Annotated in this window: 24 protein-coding genes and 1 tRNA gene; 18 read left to right on the top strand and 7 right to left on the bottom strand. The window is 55.7% G+C overall.

Features of this window, described 5'->3' with window-relative positions; genetic code table 11:
• Positions 1-7: 7 nt before the first annotated feature.
• From phrB to EQV93_RS18435, 9 genes are all read left to right on the top strand, one after another.
• A complete protein-coding gene (phrB, locus tag EQV93_RS18475) occupies positions 8-1,453 on the top strand; it encodes a deoxyribodipyrimidine photo-lyase (protein WP_240892142.1) in 1,446 nt (481 codons plus the stop codon).
• Positions 1,446-2,216: an SDR family NAD(P)-dependent oxidoreductase gene (locus tag EQV93_RS18470; RefSeq protein WP_240892141.1), complete on the top strand. Its 771-nt coding sequence runs from the start codon at positions 1,446-1,448 to the stop codon at positions 2,214-2,216. Before phrB ends, EQV93_RS18470 begins: the two co-directional genes overlap by 8 nt.
• The gene (locus EQV93_RS18465; protein WP_240892140.1) at positions 2,213-3,460 is read left to right on the top strand and encodes an NAD(P)/FAD-dependent oxidoreductase; all 1,248 of its coding nucleotides are present in this window, start codon (positions 2,213-2,215) and stop codon (positions 3,458-3,460) included. The genes EQV93_RS18470 and EQV93_RS18465 overlap by 4 nt, the downstream gene beginning before the upstream one ends.
• Positions 3,457-4,257, top strand: a complete 801-nt coding sequence (locus EQV93_RS18460; protein WP_122786360.1) for a DUF1365 domain-containing protein — start codon at positions 3,457-3,459, stop codon at positions 4,255-4,257. Before EQV93_RS18465 ends, EQV93_RS18460 begins: the two co-directional genes overlap by 4 nt.
• Positions 4,244-5,515 (top strand): SAM-dependent methyltransferase, encoded by a 1,272-nt coding sequence (locus tag EQV93_RS18455; RefSeq protein ID WP_146385458.1) that lies wholly within the window; start codon positions 4,244-4,246, stop codon positions 5,513-5,515. Before EQV93_RS18460 ends, EQV93_RS18455 begins: the two co-directional genes overlap by 14 nt.
• Positions 5,508-5,996, top strand: a complete 489-nt coding sequence (locus EQV93_RS18450) for a DUF2878 domain-containing protein (protein WP_122786358.1) — start codon at positions 5,508-5,510, stop codon at positions 5,994-5,996. Before EQV93_RS18455 ends, EQV93_RS18450 begins: the two co-directional genes overlap by 8 nt.
• A gap of 467 nt (positions 5,997-6,463) precedes the next feature.
• Positions 6,464-6,865, top strand: a complete 402-nt coding sequence (locus EQV93_RS18445) for a DUF5329 domain-containing protein (protein ID WP_240892139.1) — start codon at positions 6,464-6,466, stop codon at positions 6,863-6,865.
• A 397-nt stretch (positions 6,866-7,262) separates the two neighbouring features.
• Positions 7,263-8,426, top strand: a complete 1,164-nt coding sequence (locus tag EQV93_RS18440) for an MFS transporter (RefSeq protein WP_240892138.1) — start codon at positions 7,263-7,265, stop codon at positions 8,424-8,426.
• A gap of 77 nt (positions 8,427-8,503) precedes the next feature.
• Positions 8,504-8,809: a YkgJ family cysteine cluster protein gene (locus EQV93_RS18435; protein WP_122786355.1), complete on the top strand. Its 306-nt coding sequence runs from the start codon at positions 8,504-8,506 to the stop codon at positions 8,807-8,809.
• Here the strand turns inward: EQV93_RS18435 and EQV93_RS18430 are convergent, their stop codons facing one another.
• From EQV93_RS18430 to hemA, 6 genes are all read right to left on the bottom strand, one after another.
• On the bottom strand, positions 8,810-9,328 hold the full coding sequence (locus EQV93_RS18430) for an acyloxyacyl hydrolase (protein ID WP_122786354.1): 519 nt from the start codon (positions 9,326-9,328) through the stop codon (positions 8,810-8,812).
• A gap of 115 nt (positions 9,329-9,443) precedes the next feature.
• Complete coding sequence (gene murI / locus EQV93_RS18425) at positions 9,444-10,235, bottom strand: glutamate racemase (RefSeq protein WP_240892137.1); 792 nt, start codon at positions 10,233-10,235, stop codon at positions 9,444-9,446.
• Positions 10,228-10,977, bottom strand: coding sequence for a molybdopterin-synthase adenylyltransferase MoeB (locus EQV93_RS18420; protein WP_240892136.1), 750 nt, complete (start codon positions 10,975-10,977; stop codon positions 10,228-10,230). Before EQV93_RS18420 ends, murI begins: the two co-directional genes overlap by 8 nt.
• Positions 10,971-11,801: a peptide chain release factor N(5)-glutamine methyltransferase gene (gene prmC, locus EQV93_RS18415; protein WP_240892135.1), complete on the bottom strand. Its 831-nt coding sequence runs from the start codon at positions 11,799-11,801 to the stop codon at positions 10,971-10,973. The genes EQV93_RS18420 and prmC overlap by 7 nt, the downstream gene beginning before the upstream one ends.
• Positions 11,802-12,884, bottom strand: coding sequence for a peptide chain release factor 1 (prfA, locus tag EQV93_RS18410; RefSeq protein ID WP_122786350.1), 1,083 nt, complete (start codon positions 12,882-12,884; stop codon positions 11,802-11,804).
• Between the two features lie 2 nt (positions 12,885-12,886).
• Positions 12,887-14,170: a glutamyl-tRNA reductase gene (hemA, locus tag EQV93_RS18405; protein ID WP_240892134.1), complete on the bottom strand. Its 1,284-nt coding sequence runs from the start codon at positions 14,168-14,170 to the stop codon at positions 12,887-12,889.
• A 213-nt stretch (positions 14,171-14,383) separates the two neighbouring features.
• On the opposite strand from hemA, the gene EQV93_RS18400 reads away from it, so the two are divergent.
• The 9 genes from EQV93_RS18400 to EQV93_RS18360 all read left to right on the top strand — a co-directional run bounded on the left by EQV93_RS18400 (position 14,384) and on the right by EQV93_RS18360 (position 22,541).
• Positions 14,384-16,132 carry a tetratricopeptide repeat protein gene (locus EQV93_RS18400; RefSeq protein ID WP_240892133.1) on the top strand — a complete coding sequence of 583 codons (1,749 nt, stop codon included), beginning with the start codon at positions 14,384-14,386 and terminating at the stop codon, positions 16,130-16,132.
• Between the two features lie 3 nt (positions 16,133-16,135).
• A complete protein-coding gene (gene lolB, locus EQV93_RS18395) occupies positions 16,136-16,762 on the top strand; it encodes a lipoprotein insertase outer membrane protein LolB (RefSeq protein WP_122786347.1) in 627 nt (208 codons plus the stop codon).
• A 1-nt stretch (position 16,763) separates the two neighbouring features.
• Positions 16,764-17,639 carry a 4-(cytidine 5'-diphospho)-2-C-methyl-D-erythritol kinase gene (gene ispE, locus EQV93_RS18390; RefSeq protein ID WP_122786346.1) on the top strand — a complete coding sequence of 292 codons (876 nt, stop codon included), beginning with the start codon at positions 16,764-16,766 and terminating at the stop codon, positions 17,637-17,639.
• 10 nt (positions 17,640-17,649) lie between these two features.
• Positions 17,650-17,724 (top strand) — tRNA-Gln (locus tag EQV93_RS18385).
• Positions 17,725-17,769: 45 nt separating this feature from the next.
• Entirely contained in the window at positions 17,770-18,711 is a 942-nt protein-coding gene (locus EQV93_RS18380; protein ID WP_003208392.1) for a ribose-phosphate pyrophosphokinase, read from the top strand.
• A gap of 139 nt (positions 18,712-18,850) precedes the next feature.
• On the top strand, positions 18,851-19,441 hold the full coding sequence (locus EQV93_RS18375; RefSeq protein WP_122786345.1) for a 50S ribosomal protein L25/general stress protein Ctc: 591 nt from the start codon (positions 18,851-18,853) through the stop codon (positions 19,439-19,441).
• 166 nt (positions 19,442-19,607) lie between these two features.
• Positions 19,608-20,192, top strand: coding sequence for an aminoacyl-tRNA hydrolase (gene pth, locus EQV93_RS18370; protein ID WP_122786344.1), 585 nt, complete (start codon positions 19,608-19,610; stop codon positions 20,190-20,192).
• A 23-nt stretch (positions 20,193-20,215) separates the two neighbouring features.
• Positions 20,216-21,316, top strand: coding sequence for a redox-regulated ATPase YchF (gene ychF / locus EQV93_RS18365; RefSeq protein WP_122786343.1), 1,101 nt, complete (start codon positions 20,216-20,218; stop codon positions 21,314-21,316).
• Positions 21,317-21,452: 136 nt separating this feature from the next.
• Complete coding sequence (locus EQV93_RS18360; protein ID WP_122786342.1) at positions 21,453-22,541, top strand: FUSC family protein; 1,089 nt, start codon at positions 21,453-21,455, stop codon at positions 22,539-22,541.
• A gap of 136 nt (positions 22,542-22,677) precedes the next feature.
• On the opposite strand, the gene EQV93_RS18355 is transcribed toward EQV93_RS18360, so the two are convergent.
• Positions 22,678-23,895, bottom strand: a complete 1,218-nt coding sequence (locus EQV93_RS18355; protein ID WP_122786341.1) for an MFS transporter — start codon at positions 23,893-23,895, stop codon at positions 22,678-22,680.
• Positions 23,896-23,939: the final 44 nt, after the last annotated feature.

Here is a 23,939-nt window from a genome sequence, read left to right as displayed (position 1 = left end):
AATTGACATGCAACTTATCTGGCTACGCAGCGACTTGCGTCAATCCGACAACACCGCACTGAGCGCCGCCGTCAAACGCGGCCCCACCGTGGCCGTGTACCTGATCAGCCCGCAACAATGGCTGAGCCACGACGATGCAGCGTGCAAAGTCGATTTTTGGCTACGCAATCTGGCCACTCTGAGCGACAGCTTGCAGGCACTGAATATTCCCTTGCTGATTAGAACGGCGGATACCTGGGATCAAGCCCCAGCCGTGCTCCTTGAGCTGTGCCAACAACACGGAATTGAAGCGGTACATGCCAATCAGGAATATGGCATCAATGAAACCCGCCGCGATGAAGCCGCCGCCAAGGCGCTGGAGGCCCAAGGCATAGAGTTTCACAGCTACCTGGACCAACTCCTGTTTCAGCCGGGTACTGTGCTCACGCAGTCGGGTACTTATTTCCAGGTCTTCAGCCAGTTCCGTCGGATTTGCTACAACCACCTGCACCGCGCACTCCCGCCAATCGTCGAGTCGCCTCAGGCACAAACAGCCGTAACCATCGAGCGCGATGCCATTCCACAATCGGTCGACGGTTTTATCCAGCCAACCGAGTCATTGCGCGCACTGTGGCCCGCTGGCGAGCGTCATGCCCAGCAACGGCTGGCGCACTTTGCCGATGAGCAGATCCATTACTACAAGGACGAACGCGATCTGCCCGCCAAACCCGGCACCAGCCAGATTTCGCCCTACCTTGCAGCCGGTGTCATTTCCCCTCGGCAATGTCTGCATGCGGCATTGCGAAGCAATCAGGGCGAGTTCGAAAGCGGCAGCCCAGGCGTGTATACATGGATCACCGAACTGCTGTGGCGTGAATTCTATAAACACATTTTGGTGGGCTACCCACGGGTTTCGCGTCACCGCGCCTTTCGCCTTGAAACCGAATTCCTGCCGTGGCGTGACGCCCCCGAAGAGTTGGCGGCCTGGAAAGAAGGCCGTACTGGCATTCCCATCATCGACGCGGCCATTCGCCAACTGCTGGACACTGGCTGGATGCATAACCGTCTACGGATGGTCGTGGCCATGTTCCTCACCAAAAACCTGCTGATCGATTGGCGCGAAGGCGAGCGCTTTTTCATGCAGCATTTAATTGATGGCGATCTGGCGGCCAATAATGGCGGCTGGCAGTGGAGCTCATCGACCGGAACTGATTCAGTACCGTATTTCAGGATTTTCAACCCGCTCAGTCAGTCCGAACGCTTCGATCCCGAAGGCCGCTTCATCAAACACTGGCTGCCGGAGCTGGCCGATCTGAGCAAAAAGGACATCCATAACCCTTCCGTTGCCGGCGGACTGTTTGGCGTGGCCGATTACCCACGGCCAATGGTCGACCTGAAAAAAAGCCGCGAGCGCGCGCTCACCGCTTTCAAAAATTTGCCGTCGCGGGCACTGGCGGTGAGTGGTGATGAATAAGTCCCGGCGTATCTGGCTCACAGGCGCTAGCAGCGGTATCGGCGCGCACATGGCCGAAGAACTGCTCAAAAGCGGCGCAACGCTGGCCTTGAGTGCCCGCACTATTGCACCGCTGCAAGCGTTATCCGACCGTTTCCCCGGCCAAGTCCTGCTGGTGCCGGGAGACTTGACCGACAGTGCACACGTGCGAGCAATCGGTCAGCAGATTGCTCAAGCCTGGGGTGCGCTGGACACCGTCATTCTCAACGCTGGCACCTGTGAATATGTCGATGTTCGCCATTTTGATGCCGCGCTGATCGAACGCGTAGTACGCACTAATTTATTGGCCAACAGCTACTGCCTGGAGGCTGCCCTGCCCTTGTTACGGGCTGGCCTGCGCCCGCACCTGGTCGGCGTCGTCAGTAGCGTGACCTTCTGGCCGCTGCCGCGCGCCGAGGCCTACGGCGCGTCGAAAGCCGGGCTGCGCTATCTGCTGGAGTCGCTGCGCATCGATCTGGCCCATGAAAACATCGACATCACCCTGATCAGCCCCGGTTTTGTCGACACCCCGCTGACTGAAAATAATGATTTCCCGATGCCCATGCGCTGGTCAGCGCCAAAAGCTGCACAGCATATATGCCAGCATCTGGACAAACGGCCGCTGGAAATCACTTTTCCTGCGCTGTTTATCGCCATTCTGAAACTGCTGTCGAGTCTGCCTAAACGCCTGCAACTGGCACTAGGCAAGCGCCTGGCCAGAAACTCTGACGAGAAGCCATCATGAAAATCGCCATCATTGGCAGCGGCATCTCAGGGTTGACCTGTGGCTATCTGCTGCATAAAGAACACGACATTTGCGTGTTTGAGGCCAGTGATTGGGTAGGCGGTCACACCCATACCGTGGACGTCAGCGTACAGGGGCAGCGTTATGCAATCGACACGGGCTTTATCGTGTTCAACGACTGGACATACCCCAACTTCATCAAGCTGCTGGACCAACTGGGTGTGAGCTCAAAAGCCACAGAAATGAGCTTCTCAGTGTGCGACCCCAGCAACAACCTTGAATACAACGGCAACACCCTCAACAGTTTGTTTGCCCAGCGCAGCAATCTGTTATCGCCCGGTTTTTGGGGCATGCTGCGCGACATTCTGCGATTCAATCGTGAAGCGGTGCGCGACCTGCAAGAACAGCGCATTGCCGTCGACACCCGTCTGGGCGACTACCTGCAACAACGTGGCTATGGCGAGCGGTTCATCGAGCACTACATCGTGCCCATGGGCGCGGCCATCTGGTCCATGTCTTTGAGCGATATGCTGGCCTTCCCTCTGCAATTTTTTGTGCGCTTTTTTAAAAACCACGGTTTGTTAAGCGTCAGTCATCGCCCGCAATGGCGAGTCATTGAAGGGGGATCCAGCGCTTACGTAAAACCGCTGAGTGCAGGCTTTGCCGAAAAAATCCGCCTTGGCTGTCCAGTCACCGGAGTCGAGCGTGATAACCAAGGCGTAACGATTCACAGCCCCAGAGGCAGCGAACGCTATGACAAGGTGATTTTTGCCTGCCACAGCGATCAGGCGCTCACACTGCTGGCAAAACCCAGCGCAGCGGAACAGCAAATCCTCGGCGCCCTGCCTTACGCTGATAACGATGTTGTCCTGCACACCGACACGCGACTGTTGCCCGACAGGAAATTGGCATGGGCCAGCTGGAACTATCGGCTAGGCAATGCCGGACAACACCGCGCCGCCGTCACGTACGACATGAACATCTTGCAAGGGATACAGAGCGATACCACGTTCTGCGTCAGCCTGAACCAGCGCGCAGACATTGACCCTGACAAGGTGCTGGCCAGCTACACCTACGCCCATCCGCAATACAGCCTGGATGCCGTGGCAGCTCAAGGCCGCTGGCCAGAACTGATGGGCGCGCAGCACAGCTATTACTGCGGGGCTTACTGGGCCAACGGCTTTCACGAAGATGGCGTGGTCAGCGCGTTGCGCGTCGCCCAAGCCTTCGGCCACCGGCTATGAACAGCGCCCTGTACAGCGGCTGGATTGCTCATCGACGCTTTGCGCCGACCACCCATGCTTTCCGTTATCAGATTGGCTTGCTGTACCTGGATCTGGATGAGCAAGACGCTGTGTTCGGGCTGTCACCGCTGGCAGGCAACAGCCGTTTTTCGCCCTTTTCATTTCGTGAAACCGATTACCTGAAGACCTACACCCACGCCGGCATGCGCCTGATCGATGCAGTTCGCCAACTCATCGGCGAAGCCCTTGGGCGCACACCCCAAGGTGCCATTCGCCTGCTGACGCAAGCCCGCAGCTGGGGGCTTTCGTTTAACCCGGTCAGCTTTTTCTATTGCTATGAAGCTGACGGACAACTGGCCGCCATCTTGTGCGAAGTGAGTAACACACCGTGGCGCGAGCGTTATCACTACGTGCTCCCGGCAGTCGGTGACGGTCACCAGTACGTTGCCGTGGCCAAGGCCTTTCACGTGTCACCTTTCTTGCCGCGTGACCTGCAATACCGCATGAGCTTCAGCCCGCCTGATACACGGCTCGGCGTGCACATGGCCGACTGGCAAGGCGAACTGAAACTGTTTGATGCCACCCTGAACCTGCACCGCAGCACGCTTGATCGCGCTGGGCTGCATCGCTACCTGCGCCAATTCCCGTGGATGACGGCCAAGACCTGTCTGGCCATTTACTGGCAAGCGTTGCGCCTTTTTATCAAACGCACACCGATTTTCCCCCACCGGGCCGCCGACGGCGTATTACGCATTGCCGCCCAGCAACCAGAGAATAAACGTCATGAAAAGCCCTAGCCTGGTGAGCAAGATTTCTCGGTTCAGTACCTTTAACCTGACCAGTGGGCTGCTGCGCGAAGGCGTGATGCGCCAGCTCAGCCAACTGCACAAGGGTCTCTTGGTTATCTTTGAAAACGGCGTGCGCCAGACCTTCGGCGACAACACCTCAACATTGGTCGGTGAAGTACAGATTCATGATCCGAGTGTGTGGGGCATGATCGCCAGCAAAGGCTCCATTGGCGCTGGCGAGGCGTTCATTCACGGCTACTGGAGCTCACCCGACCTGACCCGAGTCATCCGTGTACTGGTCAGCAATATGGATGTGCTCGATGCCATGGAAGGCGGCCTGGCACGATTGGGCCGTCCTTTTATCGGGGCATTGCACTGGGTTAATCGTAATACCCGCACAGGCTCGCAAAAAAATATTGCCGCCCATTACGACCTTGGCAACGAGATGTTCGAGCAGTTCCTTGACCCGACCATGATGTACTCAGCGGCTCAATTCCTCAGCCCTGACGACACCCTGGAGCAAGCGCAGCTCAATAAACTGCAACGTATTTGCCAAAAACTCGACCTCAAACCTCAAGACCATTTGCTCGAAATCGGTACAGGCTGGGGCAGCATGGCGATCTATGCGGCACAGCACTACGGGTGCAAGGTCACGACGACCACGCTGTCCAAGGAACAATTCGATTACACCCAAGCGCGGATCGTTGCACAGGGCTTACAGAATCAAGTGACACTGCTGCTGGAAGACTACCGCGATCTCACCGGGCAATACGACAAGCTGGTCTCCATTGAAATGATTGAAGCCGTTGGCCATCGTTTTTTACCTGTCTACTTCAAACAGTGCTCGCACCTGCTCAAAAGCAACGGATTGATGTTGCTGCAAGCCATCACCATTCGTGATCAGCGTTATGAACAGGCAAAAAACAGCGTGGACTTTATACAGCGTTATATCTTCCCTGGTGGCGCCCTGCCCAGCCTGCAAAAAATGCTCGAAATCATCACCCGCGAAACTGACATGAATTTGATGCACATGGAGGACTTTGGGCTGCACTACGCCAAAACCCTGCGCTTGTGGCACGAGAACTTCCGTCATGCCCATGGCCGCCTGAACGAACTGGGCTACGACGAATACTTTCTACGCTTGTGGGAGTTTTACCTGTGCTACTGCGAAGGCGGATTTCTTGAGCGCAGCATAGGCACCGCGCAACTGTTACTGGCAAAACCTGCCGCCATGCCGCAACCCGTGCTTGGGCGCCTTGATGCTTAAAAACCTGATCAACGCCGGGCTGTTTCAGCTCGGCTGGTTTGCCTGTGTGTTGGGCGGCAACAGCCCGTGGCTATTGCTCGCCTTTGCGGCGTTAGCAGTACACGTTCTGTGGGTAAGCCGTTCTTGGAGCGAAATCCGTTTGATAGTGGCCGTCTGTGTAATCGGTACGCTGGTGGACAGTGTATTGCTCAACGCCGGGGTATTTGAGTTCAAACACGCAAGCGTCTTGATTCCACTCTGGCTGATCGTGCTCTGGGCCTTATTGGCAACCACATTGAGGCATTGCCTGGCATGGACAGCCCGACCTGTCTGGCGGGCAGCGTTATTGGGGGCCATTGGCGGGCCGTTGTCGTATTACGCGGGGGAACGGATGGGGGCCGTATCGTTCGGATATGGCCTATGGCCTACGCTGGCAATGTTATCCGTCATTTGGGCGGGGTTGTTTGTGGTATTGCAAGGGTTGGCAGGCAGGCATGTTTAGCACCTTAAGTACCGTGAAGCGCTTGGCTTGAGCCTCTGCAGCACATCGAGACTAATCAATAAAACCCTGCTTGATCATTTAATGAGTTATTAACGCAACACATGCAACGACGGGAAGGCAATTAACACCAATATAAATACTGTAGGAATTATCTGAAACTTCACCTACGCACTGGATATACCACTCAAAAAAAGCCAACCTCCTCGACAGCCCTCGCCACCCAGCTTACTCAACTAATACTGTACTACCCACGCGAACGACCGAGGCAGCCTCAGAATGAAACTGCGCGTTTATTAGTTAATTTATTCCCTCGCGCTTAGCTGGATTAAATGAAATGAATAGACACTCAACCAAAACAACGAACTTATTGTTAACCGATGCCATTCAGTAGCCCCCTGAAATAACGGCGCGCCAGTCGGTGCTCATGACTAAACACTCTTTACAGTCAATGAATCTCAGGAAATATCATGCGTATTTTGAAACGATGGAAGGCTCTCCTCATCAGCCAATGCTTAAGCGCGGCGGGTCTCGGCCTAATGATCATGGTGCCCCCTGTACAGGCCCAAACCACACCGCAGGCCGCTCAAGAAATTCAGGGCTTGCTGGCCTTTGTCGAACACAGTGAGTGTCGGTTTGTGCGCAACGGTAAAGAATACCCGGGTGCCCAGGCGAGTGCCCATTTGGGTAAAAAGCTGGCTTATCTCGAAGGCAAAAACCGGGTGAGCAGTGCAGAAGACTTCATTGATCTAGGGGCCACTAAAAGCAGTATGACGGGCACTGCCTATGAGGTTAGATGCCCGACAGGTGTACAACCGGCGAGCATTTGGCTCACCACAGAACTAAAAAGGCTACGACAGTTCCGACCGTAGGTTGTGACACGGGATTGGTAGTTTTTACCGTTGCATAGAGGGGACGGGTATTCTTTGAGCTACTAAAAATCAGAGGCACTATAAAGACCTCCGGCAACAGGGAAGTTTTACCGCCATTCGTTTGATTCACTTTAGTGAAACAGAGATTGCCACTCAAGCAGTTGAATACCTCTCTAACAATGGCTTTCTCAGCGGCCGTCTTTTCCCCGGTCGGGGCGCAACATCAATCAGCAATAAGAATCACCCTTCAGGCCGACATGACATTTGAGCTGACAAGGCAGTTTTGTGATTCAGTCAACGCGTATTGGAAAGAACATGGATTGAGCGCTCATGTTTAATTAACCTCGCTCAGTGGCCGCTTTAACCAAACACTCTCCCCTCGCCTGCGGACCTACTGATGCCCCTTTCAAACGCCGCCTTCTTGATCAGTATGTCCTGCCTGGCCGTATTCCTGTCGCAACTGGGCATGATGATGTACTTGCCAGCGTTGCCTTCAATCGCCCAGGCATTGAACACCACTCAAGACCTGACCTCATTGGCGCTGCCTGTGTATCTGGCGGGCATGGCGCTGCCCATGTTGCTGTGGGGCAATTGGGGAGCAGCGCTGGGCATCAAGCGAATCATGATGGGTTCGCTTTTACTGTTCAGCGTCAGCAGCGCACTGTTGAGCCTGTGCACGCAGATCGAAACCTTCATTTCACTGCGGTTTGTCCAGGGTATGGGCGCCAGCGGCCTCTCGGTCATGGCACGATCATTAATCGCGCAGCACTTTAAAGGCAGTGAGTTGGCCAAAGTATTGTCGTGGCTGTCTATCGCCTTTGTCATCTCGCTGGGCATTGGCCAATACGCAGGGGCGGTGTTAATGAGCGCCTTTGACTGGCCTGTCATATTTTGGGGACTGGGAGCCTCAGCCCTCATTCAGATTGTTGTGGTTTACACCTATTTGCCTGACTCACCACACGTCAGCCATACACCCGTTTGCTGGAGCCATTATCTGACGCTTGTGCGGCACCGGCCTTTCTTGCTCCCGGTGCTGATGGGGGGCTTGGGCTACGGAATCATTATTGGATTCAACACGACGGCGCCTTCGATCTTTCAAAACACGTATCAGTGGTCTGCCTACGACTATGGGCAATTAGGCTGGGCAATGAGCCTGGCTTATCTACTGGGGTCACTGGTTGTTAACCGATACGTCACCGTCTGGGGCCAAACGACGATGAGCCGCATGGCTATCAGGGTGATGTTGGCCGCAAGTGCCGGAATGATGGCCGCATTGTGGATAAATTCCACGTCCGCACTGCTCTTGTGGTTGCCGTATTGTTTAATCATCTGCGGGCAAGCGATCAATTACCCCATCAGCTTGTCTCAAGCCAGTGAGCATTCCCCTGTTGGCGGCCCTTATGCAATGGCGCTGTGTGGGTTTATCCACCAGGTGCTGGCGGCGGTGATTGGCGCGTCAGTCAGTGGGCTGGGTATTCAACAGCCGATAGCTCTGGCCAGCCTCTGTTTGCTATTGGTCGTCATGGTGCTGGGTGTGAAGATTATGCAGCCAAGGGCTTGACCCGTTTAGCGAGCTGATCGCCTCAGTCTGTCTGGCGTTTCACACATCACCCCGACTCTGCCTTACACTGCGCGCCTATGACCAACATCCCCCTGACTGAAATTACCGAACCCGCCGTCACCTGTTCGACGTGCGCGGCATGCTGCTGCCAACTGGAAGTGATGTTGATCACGGACACGGGCGTGCCTGAGCGCTTTATCGACAACGATGACTGGGGTGGTGAGGTGATGCTGCGTCTGGATGATGGCTGGTGTGCAGCGCTGGATCGCAACACCATGATGTGCACTATTTATGAAGTGCGCCCGCTGATTTGCCGCGAGTTCGAGATGGGAGAAGTCGAATGCCTCAACGAACGTCAAGGCATCACGACCGCGTATCGCTAGTTACAGTGGCATCGTGTAATGCAGCGCGTAGCTTTCTATGCCGTCGTTGTTGCTGGAGAGTCCGGCATTGGAATAGTGAGTAGCGCGAATACCCACTTCATGCCCACCGTTGAAACGCAGGCCAAAACCAAGGCGGTCTTCAAACTGGAAGGCCGTGCCCAATTCCTGCTCTTCAACTTTGGTCTTGGAGAACAGCGATACACCGATGCCTGCCTCGACATACGGCTTAACTGTTTCGCCAGCAAATTCGTATACAAACACCGGAGAGAACGTCAGGCTGCTGGCGCTCGAAGACTTGTCTCCATCCCAGTAGGTGTAAGCACCATCCCAATAGCCGGTCAGGCGGCCCACATCACTTTGTAGCCAACTTTTGTCCCAGTTGGATTTCAAACCCAGTCGATAGGTCATGGTCGACTGGCTGCTATGCCCAACACTAAATTCGACGCCCGCCGCTTGCGCAGTGTAGCTATACCCCAGAATGGAAGCCGCAAGCGCAGCCAGGCAAAACAATTGCTTCATAAGAAAATCCTATTTTCGTATGCATAGGTCAGTAGTTGTGTGTCTCATCAGACAGCGGTTATGAATCCAATCAAACGCTGAAAGTTCATCCAATTTAACCAAAAATTACCTTTTTTTACTGCCCGAAGCTTTGCACACTTCCTGATTTATTCCATAGCATCGGCAGGATTTTTCTTAAATGTTGCGCAGAAGCGCTGGTCCAAAACTGTGTGTCAGCTGCCGGGCCGGATGCCAGCAAATCGCGCTCAGCCAGTAGACGGTGTAATTGGCGAGCCACGGCGGCGCCCGTGTCGATCAAGATGACCGAAGACGGGAGCATCTGACTGAGCAGAGGCTTGAGGAAGGGATAATGCGTACAGCCCAGAATCAGGGTGTCACAACCGGCCGCCAGCAAAGGCTCGACATACCCCTGCAACAACGTACGCAAGGCCTCGCTGTGCAGGTCGCCGGTTTCTATTAACTCCACCAAGCCCGGACAAGGCTGGGTGATGACGCGCACATCACTGGCAAAGCGATCCAGCAAGGCGGCGAATTTGGCACTTTGCAAGGTACCGGTCGTGGCGAGCACGCCGACGACGCCGCTGCGTGTCGCTGCGGCGGCTGGCTTGACCGCGGGTTCCATCCCCACAATGGGCCACGCGGGGTAACGCTGACGCAGGTCGGCAACAGCCGCCACGGTAGCGGTATTGCAGGCCAGCACCAACGCCTTGGCCCCTTGCTGTTGAAAAAACTCGGCCATCACGGCACAGCGCTGTCGGATAAACTCGGGGCTTTTTTCGCCATAAGGGATGTGCCCGCAATCCGCTACATAGAGCAGCGACTCACTGGGCAGCCGTTGATTGATTTCGTTGAGCACCGACAAGCCGCCGATGCCGGAGTCAAACACACCAATCGGTGCTTCACGCATGGCCGCATACGCTGCATGCCGGATCGCGCTTAACCCGCAACTCGCGAAAACGCGTGCTCATGGCATCAATCAGCAACAGGCGACCCACTAATGGCTCGCCAAAACCGGCCAGCACTTTGAGGGCTTCCAGAGCTTGCAAGCTGCCTACGAGCCCCACCAACGGGCCAATGACCCCGGCCTCACTACAGGTCAATTCTTCTTCGCTGCCATGCCCGTATAAACAGTGGTAGCAAGGGCTGGCCGCCTGGCGTGAGTCAAACACCGACAACTGCCCTTCCAGCCGGATCGCGGCACCGCTGACCAGCGGTTTGCGTGCAGCCACACAGGCGGCGTTGACCGCTTCACGGGTGCTGAAGTTGTCACAGCAATCAAGCACCAGATCAACAGCAGCCACTGCGTCCGCCAATGAGTCAGCTTCCAGCGCCGAGCGATGGGCGACCAATTTGATTTCAGGGTTGATTGCACTCAGACGGCGTAGCGCCGAATCGACTTTGTGTTCGCCCACGCTGTCGGTGTCATGAATAATCTGGCGCTGCAGGTTGGTCAGGTCAACGCGGTCGAAGTCGGCCAAATGCAGCTCACCCACTCCCGCAGCCGCAAGATAAAGGGCAACGGGCGAACCCAACCCGCCCACACCGACAATCAGTACGCGGCTGTTTTTCAGCTTTAGCTGACCGTCAATATCGACCTGCTGCAACAGAATCTGTCGGCTATAGCGCAACAGTTCCTGATCGGTCAGCACGGCAGGCGACCCAAGGTAATGCGCTCATGAGCGCCCAAGTCCTTGCGACTTTCAATCTGTTCGAAGCCTGCCGTGTGCAACAAATCACGCACGGCGCCAGCCTGATCGTAACCGTGTTCAAGCATCAGCCAGCCGCCGGCATTGAGGTGTTGCGGGGCTTGCGCGACGATTTCACGCAGGTCGTCAAGGCCATCGGTACCGGCCACCAACGCGCTTTCAGGCTCGAAGCGCACATCGCCTTCAGCCAGATGAACGTCGCCGGCGGCTATATAAGGCGGGTTGCTGATGATCAAGTCAAAGCGTTGATCTGCCAGCGCGCTGAACCAGTGACTGGTGAATACACTGACGTTTTCAAGCTGCAAGCGCTGACGATTGCGCTCGGCAAGCGCCACGGCTTCGAGCACCCGGTCAACTGCCGTGACCTTCCATGCCGGACGTTCACTGGCCAGCGCCAAGGCGATGGCGCCGCTGCCAGTACCCAGATCCAGCACACGAGCCGGAGTTGCAGGCAATAACGCCAACGCCGTTTCGACCAGTAGCTCAGTGTCCGGGCGCGGGATCAGCGTGTGCGGTGCCACTTCCAGGTCAAGGTTCCAGAAACCCTGCTGCCCCAGAATGTAGGCCACCGGCTCACCCGCACGTCGACGCATCAGGTACTCGGCAAAGGTCAACGCTGCTTCGCTGCTGACAATTTTTTCAGGCCATGTGTGCAGATAACTGCGCGACTTGCCCAACGCGGCCGCCAGTAACAGCTCCGCGTCAAGACGGGCTGTCGGCGAGTCCGGCAGCTCTGCGGCACGTAACAAACTGGCAATAATGGTCATTTATTCACCCAGCGCTGTCAGTTGGTCCGCCTGGAATTCCGCTAGCAACGGCTCAATAACGGCATCCACACCGCCAGCCAGAACGTCATCCAGAGAATACAAGGTCAGGTTGACTCGATGGTCTGTCACGCGTCCTTGTGCAAAGTTGTACGTGCGGATGCGCTCGGAGCGGTCTCCAGAGCCCACCAGCAACTTACGCTCACTGGCAATGGCACTGGCCGCGGCGCTGGTTTGCTGATCGTTCAATTTAGCCGAAAGCCAGGACATCGCCCGTGCCCGGTTTTTATGCTGGGAACGCTCTTCCTGGCACTCGACCACAATGCCTGAAGGCAAGTGAGTGATACGAATCGCCGAATCGGTCTTGTTAACGTGCTGGCCGCCTGCGCCTGAGGAGCGGTAGGTATCGACGCGCAAGTCTGACGGGTTGATCTCGATAACCTCTTGCTCGTCCGGTTCTGGCAGCACGGCCACGGTACAGGCAGACGTGTGAATACGGCCCTGGGATTCGGTCGCGGGTACACGCTGCACGCGGTGCACGCCGGATTCGAACTTCAACTTGCCGTATACATTCTCACCTTCAACCCGAGCAATGACTTCTTTGTAGCCACCATGTTCACCCGGGTTTTCCGACAGGATTTCGAGTCTCCAGCCACGTCGCTCAGCGTAGCGCGAATACATGCGAAACAGATCACCGGCAAAAATCGCCGCCTCATCACCGCCGGTGCCTGCGCGGATTTCGAGGAAGACGTTGCGACCGTCATTCGGGTCTTTAGGCAGCAGCATGCGCTGAAGGTCTTTTTCCAGCTCGACCAGTCGCTCTTTGGCTTCGCGCACTTCCTCAACGGCCATTTCCCGCATGTCAGGGTCGTTGTCCTTGAGCAAGGCTTGCGCACCTTCAAGGTCTGCCTGCACCTTGAGCCACATCGCATACGTTGCAGCAATAGGCTCAACTTCGGCGTATTCCTTGGAATAGGCGCGGAATTTGGTCTGATCCGAAATAACTTCGCCATCGCCAAGCAAGGCGGTCAGTTCTTCAAAACGGTCCTGGAGGATGTCCAGTTTATTAAGCAGTGACGCTTTCATTACTATTTTTTATCCGCAGAGCTATCCGATGAGCCCTCACCGAGGGCAAAAAGTTCTTGGGCCATGGCCAGCGCATCGAGGCGGCCTTCGGCGGAAAGCTTTTTCAACTGCACGCTGGGAGCGTGCAGCAATTTATTGGTCAGGCCACGTGCCAGTTGTGCCAGTACGTCTTCCGGGTTGGCACCGTTGGCGAGCAGCCGCTGGGCCTTTTGCAGCTCTTCATCACGCAGGCGTTCACTTTGCTGACGATAGGCCTTGAGCACGTCCACCGCCGCCAGTTCACGCAAGCGCACCATAAAGTCGTCAGCACCAATGCTGACCAGTTCTTCCGCCGCCTGGGCTGCGCCCTGGCGACTTTTGAGGTTTTCGGCAACCACCTCATGCAAATCATCGACGGTATAAAGATAAACGTCGTCCAGTTCACCGACTTCAGGTTCGATATCCCGTGGAACGGCAATATCGACCATAAAAATAGGTTTGTGCCTGCGCAACTTGAGGGCGCTTTCAACCGCCCCCTTACCCAGAATCGGCAACTGGCTGGCAGTGGAGCTGATCACAATATCGCTGTGCACCAACTCTTGAGGAATATCGGACAGCAGCACCGCGTGGGCACCGAACTCTTCAGCCAGAATGCTCGCGCGCTCCAGGGTACGGTTAGCCACCACAATGCGTTTGACGCCCAGGTCATGGAGGTGGCGGGCGACCAACGTGATGGTCTCGCCTGCGCCAATCAGCAGTGCCTGACTGCGCTGCAGATCGCTGAAAATCTGCTTGGCCAGGCTGACGGCAGCAAAAGCCACCGACACCGGGTTTTCACCAATGGCCGTGTCAGTGCGTACTTGTTTGGCCGAGTTGAAGGTGGCTTGAAACAAACGCCCCAACAAAGGCCCGACCGTGCCGGCTTCACGCGCCACGGCGTAAGCGGACTTCATCTGGCCGAGAATTTGCGGCTCACCCAACACCAGCGAATCCAGCCCCGACGCCACCCGCATCATGTGACGAACGGCAGCATCATCCTCATGGATATAGGCACAGGCCCGCAGTTCTTCAAGGCTCAGATTATGGTAGTCAGCCAGCCACTTGAGCACGGCATCGGCGTCAAGGTGATCCTGTTCGACGTAAAGTTCACTGCGATTGCAGGTGGAGAGGATCGCAGCTTCGCGACTGTCGGTGTGACGGCAGAGCTGCTGCAAGGCCTCAACCAACTGTTCTGGCGTAAAAGCCACGCGCTCGCGGACATCTACTGAAGCAGTCTTGTGGTTAATACCGAGTGCGAGGAAGGCCATTCAAGATCGCTGATGATGACGAGAAGCCGGCAATTGTCCTACTTCGCCCGAGTGAGAACAACCATTGCTGACTATTGTCTCTATAGTTAATGTCTGTTGAACCTCTCTGAACTAACATCGTCAGACCCCCATATCGATAGTCGCACACCCTAGGGTTTGCGCCATCGCATGTGTCATGATGCCCAGACCGCAGGTAAGTCGCCCATCTCTTATATGAATAGATCCTCCGTGTTGTTTCTCGCCCTCGTGCTTCTCAGTGGCTGCCAGGCTTTGGCCCCCACGTCCCCGGATGACTCGTCACCGGCTGAAGACGTTGCCTCCACTCCGGAAAAAGACGTTGCCTCCACTCCGGAAAAACCTGTGGTCTACGGCTCATTCAGCGAAGATACGTTGTACAGCCTGCTGAGCGCAGAACTGGCAGGTCAACGTAATCGTCTGGATCTTGCACTGGACAACTACGTGACACAGGCGATCAACACCCAGGATCCGGGCGTGTCCGAACGGGCATTCCGTATTGCCGAGTACCTGGGCGCGGACCAGGCCGCACTCGATACCTCGCTGATCTGGGCCAGGAGCGCACCGGACGATCTTGAAGCACAGCGTGCCGCAGCTATTCAGTTGGCGCGCAATGGTCGTTATGACGACTCCATGGTGTACATGGAAAAAGTGCTGCAAGGCAAAGGCGACACCCACTTCGACTTCCTCGCCTTGTCAGCGGCAGAAACTGATGCGCAAACCCGTGCAGGCCTGCAAAAGAATTTTGATCGCCTGCTACTCAAGTATCCCGACAACAGCCAGTTGATTTTTGGCAAGGCCCTGCTGATGCAGCAGGATGGCGACGCTGACGGCGCATTGACCTTGCTGGAAAAAAACCCTCCGCAGGACGGCGAAATCGCTCCGATTTTGTTGCGCGCACGCTTGTTGCAAAGTCTGAACCGAGGCAATGAAGCACTGCCCCTGCTGAAAAAAACCGTTCGCCAATACCCTGATGACAAACGATTAGGGCTCACTTATGCCCGCACGCTGATTGAACAAAATCAATTTGCCGATGCAAAAGTGCAGTTTGCCAGCCTGTTGCAGCAGTACCCGGAAGACGACGAACTGCGTTTTTCACTCGCACTGCTTAGCCTGGAAGGTAAGAACTGGGACGAAGCCGAAGGCTATCTGGAAGACTTGATAGCACGCGACAGCCATGTCGATTCAGCCCACTTGAACCTTGGCCGCATTGCAGAAGAACGCAATGATCCGCAAGGTGCATTGATCGAATACGCGCAGGTTGGCCCCGGCAATGACTATTTACCTGCGCAATTACGCCAGGCCGATATCTTGATCAGCAGCGGCCGCGGTGCCGAAGCCACCAAAAAGCTGGCGGCCGCCCGTGACACTCAACCTGAATATGCCAGCCAGTTGTATCTGATCGAAGCAGAAACCATGGCCGCCCATAATCAGACCGATCGCGCCTGGTCAGTTCTGCAACAAGCCATCAAGCAAAACCCTGACGACCTGAGCCTGCTGTACTCACGCGCCATGCTGGCCGAGAAACGCAATGATATTGCGCAAATGGAACGCGATTTGCGCGCCATCCTCCAGCGCGAACCGGACAACGCGATGGCATTAAACGCGCTGGGCTATACGCTTTCGGACCGAACCACCCGGTATGACGAAGCCAAAGCGCTGATTCAGCAAGCTTATGACCTGAACCCGGACGACCCGGCCGTGCTCGACAGCCTTGGCTGGGTGAATTTCCGTCTGGGTAATTTGCCTGAAGCAGAACGCCTGTTGCGCCAGGCTTTTGAACGCTTTCCCGATCAGGAAGTGGCAGCTCACCTGGGTGAAGTGTTGTGGGCCAGCGGCAAACAACGTGAAGCCAAAAAAATCTGGGGCACTTTTCTTAAAGAAAATCCTGACAGCCCTATTCTGCGCAAAACCGTGTTGCGCCTGACCGGATCAGAGACTCTTTAAATCATGTTTTTTCGTCATGTTCGCCACATCATCGCTTTTAGCCTCCTCGCTACACTTGCTGGCTGTATGAGCCTGGGTTCCCATGAGTCGGTTGAAGGCCACGGGAATCAGGCGTTATGGTCACAGCATAAACAGCAACTGACGCAGCTGGACGGTTGGCAAATCAATGGCAAGGTCGGTATTCGCGCTCCCAAAGACTCGGGCAGCGCCACCTTGTTCTGGCTTCAACGCCAGTCGTATTACGACATCCGCCTGTCTGGCCCGCTCGGCCGAGGGGCAGCACGTTTAACCGGCCGCCCAGGAAATGCCAGCCTTGAAGTGGCCGGTCAAGGTCGCTTTGTGGCGGCAAGCCCCGAAGAATTGCTCGGTGAGCAACTGGGCTGGAGCCTGCCCGTTTCACATTTGGTCTGGTGGGTACGAGGCTTGCCGGCACCTGACAGCAAAAGCCGGGTCACACTCAATACCGACAGCCGCCTGGCCAACCTGGAACAGGACGGCTGGAAAGTTGAATATTTAAGCTATGTCGAGCAAAACGGCTACTGGCTGCCAGAGCGGGTCAAATTGCATGGCCCGGATCTGGACGTAACCCTTGTCGTAAAAGATTGGCAACCCCGTCAGTTGGGACAATGACATGCAAAAAGATGCACTGGTGCTGCCCTCCCCGGCAAAACTGAACTTGATGCTGCACATCCTCGGTCGTCGCGAAGACGGTTACCACCAGTTGGAAACCGTGTTTCAGTTTCTTGATTACGGCGATGAAATGACCTTTGCCGTGCGCGACGACGGCAAAATCTGCCTGCATACCCCGTTTGAGGGCGTGCCTCACGATCAAAACCTGATTGTGAAAGCCGCAAAAAAACTGCAAGAGCAATCAGGTTGCTCTCTGGGTATCGATATCTGGATCAAAAAAGTGCTGCCAATGGGCGGCGGCATCGGCGGTGGCAGCTCCAATGCTGCGACAACTTTGCTGGGCCTCAATCACTTGTGGCAATTGAATTGGGATGAAGACCGCCTCGCCGCACTGGGTTTGACGCTGGGGGCTGACGTACCGGTTTTCGTGCGGGGCCGCGCCGCCTTCGCCGAAGGCGTGGGCGACATCCTTTCGCCGGAATACCCCGAAGAGCCTTGGTACGTTGTGCTCAAGCCGCAAGTCTCTGTAAGCACAGCAGAAATTTTTTCACATCCGTTGTTGACACGTAACACTTTGCCCATTAAAGTGCGCCCCGTTCCCAAGGGAAACAGCCGAAACGACTGCGAAGCAGTGGTAACGGAGCTTTACCCAGATGTACGTAAGGCTTTGAATTTGTTAGGTAAATATACCGAAGCAAAATTAACTGGAACTGGAAGTTGTATATTTGGGGCCTTCCCAAACGAAGCAAGTGCTGATAAAGTGCTGCACCTTCTAACAGAGCCCCTTACAGGGTTTGTAGCTAAAGGCAGTAACATTTCGATGTTGCACCGAACACTACAGAATCTGTCAAAGGAAACGGGTACACGGTACTCGTAGCAACAGATACAGGGGCGTCGCCAAGCGGTAAGGCAGCAGGTTTTGATCCTGCCATGCGTTGGTTCGAATCCAGCCGCCCCTGCCATTTCTTATACTCATCCAGGTTACCCTCAGCCTTCAGGTACTGCGCGTGTCCAAGATGATGGTCTTTACGGGGAACGCTAACCCCGATCTAGCTCGGCGTGTCGTACGTCAGCTGCATATCCCACTCGGTGACATTTCTGTCGGTAAGTTTTCCGACGGCGAGATTACCGCTGAGATTAATGAAAATGTCCGCGGTAAAGACGTTTTCATCATTCAGCCGACTTGTGCTCCGACTAACGATAACCTGATGGAACTCGTCGTGATGGCTGATGCCTTCCGCCGCTCCTCAGCGACTCGTATTACTGCTGTTATTCCTTACTTTGGTTATGCCCGTCAGGATCGCCGTCCGCGTTCCGCACGTGTGGCTATCAGCGCAAAAGTTGTTGCTGACATGCTTACCGTAGTCGGCATCGACCGTGTTCTCACGGTTGATTTGCATGCTGACCAAATTCAGGGTTTCTTCGATATTCCTGTAGATAACATCTATGGCTCCCCAGTTTTGGTGGATGACATCGAAGATCAGCGCTTTGAGAACCTAATGATTGTGTCCCCGGATATCGGCGGCGTCGTGCGTGCACGTGCTGTTGCCAAATCCTTGGGCGTTGATCTGGGTATCATCGACAAACGCCGTGAGAAAGCCAATCACTCTGAAGTGATGCATATCATCGGTGATGTCGAAGGGCGTACCTGCATTCTGGTTGATGACATGGTCGATACCGCCGGCACCTTGTGCCACGCGGCTAAAGCCTTGAAAGAGCATGGCGCTGCCAAAGTGTTCGCCTACTGCACACACCCTGTGCTGTCGGGTCGGGCAATCGAGAATATCGAAAATTCCATGCTGGATGAGCTGGTGGTGACTAACACCATTCCGCTGTCCGCAGCCGCACAAGCCTGTTCGCGTATCCGTCAACTGGATATCGCACCGGTTGTGGCTGAAGCGGTTCGCCGCATCAGCAACGAAGAATCGATCAGCGCGATGTTCCGATAAGGGCCCTGCCCTTCTCTGACATCCGTTGACGAAAAGTGCCCCGCCCCAACAGCCTGTTGGGGCGGGGCTTTTTTGCCCATGCCGTCCATAGCGCTGGTCGCAAACGCTAGGGCGGATGTGGATATTTTGGAGATACAACATGAACGATTTTACTCTGAATGCTGAAGTGCGTTCCGACCTGGGGAAAGGTGCGAGCCGCCGCCTGCGTCGTCTCGCAAGCCTGGTTCCAGCTGTAGTTTACGGTGGCGACAAAGCCCCTGAATCCATCAGCATGCTGGCTAAAGAAGTTGCCAAACTGCTCGAAAACGAAGCTGCTTACAGCCACGTTATCGAACTGACCGTTGGCGGCGTTAAGCAAAACGTGATCATCAAAGCTCTGCAACGTCACCCGGCTAAAGGCCACGTGATGCACGCTGACTTCGTACGCGTTGTTGCTGGTCAAAAGCTGACTGCAATCGTACCGGTTCACTTCATCGGTGAAGCGGCTCCGATCAAGAAAGGCGGCGAGATCTCGCACGTTGTTGCGGAAATCGAAGTTTCCTGCCTGCCAAAAGACCTGCCTGAATTCATCGAAGTTGACCTGGCTAACGCCGAAGTCGGCTCGATCATTCACCTGTCGGACATCACCGCTCCTAAAGGCGTTGAGTTCGTAGCTCTGGCACACGGTAACGACCTGGCAGTAGCCAACGTTCACGCTCCACGTGTTGCACCAGAAGCAGAAGCTGAGTAATTCATTACTCTGTCTTTGGAGTCTTGAGAAACATCGCGAGCTAACACGCAGCGAGTAAAGCGGACAAGATCGCGAAGTTTACTCATGTAAACCCGTTTTTTTGTCCGTTTTCGCCGCTAACCGCTAGTGGCGATGTTATCCACAACTCCATAGAAGGGCCCTTGTCGTGACCGCCATAAAACTGATCGTTGGCCTGGGAAATCCAGGCACCGAATACGAACAGACCCGGCATAACGCAGGGGCCCTTTTTGTTGAGCGTCTCGCGGCAGCCAATGGGGTAAACCTCGTTGCCGACCGTAAATATTTTGGCCTGACCGGGCGTTTCAGTCACCAGGGTCAGGATGTTCGTCTGTTGATTCCCACCACCTATATGAACCGAAGCGGCCAAGCCGTTGCGGCGCTTGCCGGTTTCTACCGCATTGCACCGGAATCCATATTGGTGGCCCACGACGAACTCGACCTGCCACCGGGTGTTGCCAAGCTCAAGCTGGGCGGCGGCCATGGCGGTCATAACGGATTGCGCGACATCATCGCGCAACTGGGAAACAACAATAATTTCTACCGTCTGCGGCTCGGCATTGGCCACCCAGGCGTCGCCAGCATGGTGTCCAACTTTGTTCTGGGTCGTGCGCCTCGCGCCGAGCAGGAAAAACTGGACGCCAGCATCGATTTTGCCCTCGGCGTGCTGCCGGATATCCTCGCCGGGGAATGGAACCGTGCGATGAAAAACCTGCACAGCCAGAAGGCCTGACTCTACTCCTCGGGGAAAACACCATGGGATTCAATTGCGGCATCGTCGGCCTGCCTAACGTCGGCAAGTCCACCCTGTTCAACGCCCTGACCAAATCCGGTATTGCGGCTGAGAACTTCCCCTTCTGCACGATCGAACCGAACACCGGTATCGTGCCGATGCCCGATCCACGTCTGGACGCGCTGGCTGCCATTGTGAAGCCTCAACGCGTGTTGCCGACCACCATGGAGTTCGTCGACATTGCAGGCCTGGTGGCCGGCGCGTCGAAAGGCGAAGGTCTGGGCAACAAGTTCCTGGCCAACATCCGCGAAACCGACGCCATCGCTCACGTGGTTCGCTGCTTTGAAGATGAAAACGTGATTCACGTTTCCAACAGCGTTGACCCGAAGCGCGACATCGAAATTATCGACCTTGAGCTGATCTTCGCCGACCTCGACAGCTGCGAAAAGCAACTGCAAAAGGTTGCGCGTAACGCCAAAGGCGGTGACAAAGAAGCCGTCGCGCAAAAGGCGCTGCTGGAACAGCTGATTGCCCACTTCACCCTGGGCAAGCCGGCACGCAGCTTGATCAAGAACATGGACGCCGATGAAAAACAAATCATCAAAGGCTTCCATTTGTTGACCACCAAGCCGGTGATGTACATCGCCAACGTGGCCGAAGACGGTTTCGAGAACAACCCGCTGCTTGATGTCGTGATGGCCATTGCTGAAGAAGAAGGCGCCATCGTGGTGCCGGTGTGCAACAAGATCGAAGCGGAAATCGCCGAGCTTGATGACGGCGAAGAAAAAGACATGTTCCTTGAGGCCCTGGGTCTTGAAGAGCCGGGTCTGAACCGTGTGATTCGTGCCGGTTACGAAATGCTCGACCTGCAAACCTACTTCACCGCTGGCGTACAAGAAGTTCGCGCCTGGACCGTGAAAGTAGGGGCGACAGCGCCACAAGCGGCCGGCGTGATCCACACCGACTTCGAAAAAGGCTTTATCCGCGCCGAAGTGATCGGCTACGACGACTTCATCAAGTACAACGGTGAAGCTGGCGCGAAAGAAGCGGGCAAATGGCGTTTGGAAGGCAAAGACTACATCGTTAAAGACGGTGACGTTCTGCACTTCCGCTTCAACGTGTAAAACACCACACGTAAAAAAAACCGCGCTCAGGCGCGGTTTTTTTTGGTCTTTGATTTGATGTGCCTGCGCAAGCGCACTCTGAAGCTTCAGCAAGGTCTATGGTTACTAGCATCTCCACATAAGATCGGGAGTTTGAATGATCCCCCGCGCCAGTTTCTTGCGTCGCCATGTCGATTCCCTGACTGAGAAAATCTTGACCCGCTGGTCTTCAGGCTGGCGGGACGCGCTGGCCAGCGCCATCGCTGCGGCGCTGGCATGGATTCTCGCGTACCACTTCTTCGGACATGCACACCCTGTGTTTGCCGCCATCAGCGCCGTGGTGTGCCTGGCACCGGGCCTGCCCAGTCACGGCAAACAAGCCGTTGGGTTGATGGTGGGTGTCGCCACAGGGATTCTCGTGGGTGAGGCGGCCTTGTTGCTGCCAGACGGCTACCCGCTGCTGCGAATAGGCTTTGCCACCTTTTCTGCCATCTCCATCGCTGCCCTCTATGGCCTGGGCGCGGTAGTACCTATTCAGGCAGGGGTTTCAGCAGTGTTGATGCTGGCCGTGGGCCCGGAGACCGCTGGCGTGGTGCGGATGCTCGACGTATTGGTCGGTGCAGGCGTTGGGTTGGTGTTCAGCCAAGTACTGCTCACGCCTAACCCTATCGGGATTATTGACACTTCAGCCAAGGAGCTGCTTGAAAAGCTCGCGCGCGGTTTCAGTAAATGCCAGCAAGCCCTTGAAGAAAACGACTCCGACAAAGCCAAAAATGCAGTGCTGTTGTTCTCTACCGCCCATGACAGCCTGATTACGCTGGAAAACGGTATCAGCAATGCCCGCAATACCGCGCGCTGGACGCTGCGCGGGCGGTTTGCATCCAGAGAGGTCAAAGACATCGCCAACCGTTATGAACGCCATGCGGTGCGTTTATACGCCAGCTCCCTGCTCTTCTCTGAGGCGTTTGCCGATGCATTGCGCAAGAAACAAGGCTCGCCCCCGGCGTCATTGCATGAGCGAATCGCCAATGTCGCCGGAGGGTGCGCCGCCATTGCCAATGACAACGAGAAACCGATGCTGCTGCCCGTGGAACCCAGCCAGATCGAGGATGCCGTGTCCGCGCCCTGGCAGCTGTGCCTGCAACACATGAGCACGGTTGAAAGTGCTTTGGTGACGTTCGGCTTTACCACCCAGAACGACGCCAATAAAACCGCAGATCCATCTAGCGGATTAAAATCCGTGTAGGAGCTGACGAGCGCTGCGAGGCTGCGATCGGCGGCAAAGCCGTCGTAAAAACCCACACTTGCGACGATTGCATCGTCGAACGCGGCCTCGCAGAACTCTGCAGCTGCCAAGAGATCTCACTCACCCTTTTGACCTGTCAAACCTTCTTGCTGCGCGGCAAAAGAATGGCCAGCACACCCAGCAATGGCAAGTACGAACACAGGCGGTAGACGTATTCGATGCCATGAATATCAGCCAAATGGCCCAACAACGCAGCGCCAATACCGCCAAAGCCAAACATCAAGCCGAAGAAGATCCCCGCAATCATCCCCACATTGCCCGGCACCAATTCTTGCGCATACACCACAATCGCCGAGAACGCGGAGGCCAGAATAAAGCCGATGATCACGCTGAGCACACTGGTCCAGAACAGGTCGGCATAAGGCAGCAGCAGCGTGAACGGCGCCACACCCAGTATCGAGAACCAGATCACTGCTTTACGGCCGATACGGTCGCCTATAGGGCCGCCAAAGAAGGTGCCGGCAGCTACTGCACCCAGAAACAGGAACAAGTACAACTGCGAGCTGGCAATCGACACATCGAATTTTTCAATCAGGAAGAAGGTGTAATAGCTGGTCAGGCTGGCCATGTAGAAATACTTGGAGAACACCAGTAACCCCAGTACCACCAGCGCACCGAGCACGCGCTGTTTTGACAGGCCGTGAGTCGCTTTCTGACCGGCCTTGAGTTTGAACAGGTTCAAATGATTGCGGTACCAGCGACTGATCACATACAGCAGTCCGATGGCGAACAATGCAAACAAGCCGAACCAGGCCACATTGCCCTGACCAAACGGAATGATGATCGCCGCCGCCAGCAAGGGCCCGAACGCCGAACCGGCGTTGCCGCCCACCTGAAAGGTCGATTGCGCCAAGCCGTAGCGGCCGCCCGATGCCAGACGTGCCACCCGGGACGCTTCAGGGTGAAAGGTTGAAGAGCCAACCCCGACCAGCGCGGCGGCAAGCAAGATCAGCGGAAAGCTGCCCACAGCTGAAAGCATCAAGATGCCCACTAACGTGCAGACCATGCCCGCAGGCAACAGCAGCGGGTTGGGATGGCGGTCCGTGTAATAACCCACCCACGGTTGCAACAGAGAGGCGGTTAACTGAAAGGTCAGGGTGATCAGACCGATCTGGGTGAAGGTCAAATCATATTTGGCTTTGAGCAAGGGATAGATCGACGGCAGTACCGCCTGAATCAGATCGTTGATCAAGTGTGCCAAGGCCACTGCGCCAATAATGCGCATGACCAGTGGGCTGGATTGAGGGGCTGGTGTGGCAGTTGTTGTTTTTGTAGGTACGTTGCTAAGGGCCATGGGAGTTTCCGGACAGCGGTTGAATGCACGCATGCAGGTGCGTC

This window comes from Pseudomonas sp. TMW22091, from assembly GCF_022496705.1.
GTDB classification, from domain to species: domain Bacteria; phylum Pseudomonadota; class Gammaproteobacteria; order Pseudomonadales; family Pseudomonadaceae; genus Aquipseudomonas; species Aquipseudomonas saxonica.
The sequence above is the reverse complement of the archived record's forward strand: the minus strand, read 5'-3'. Positions and strand labels throughout refer to the sequence as shown.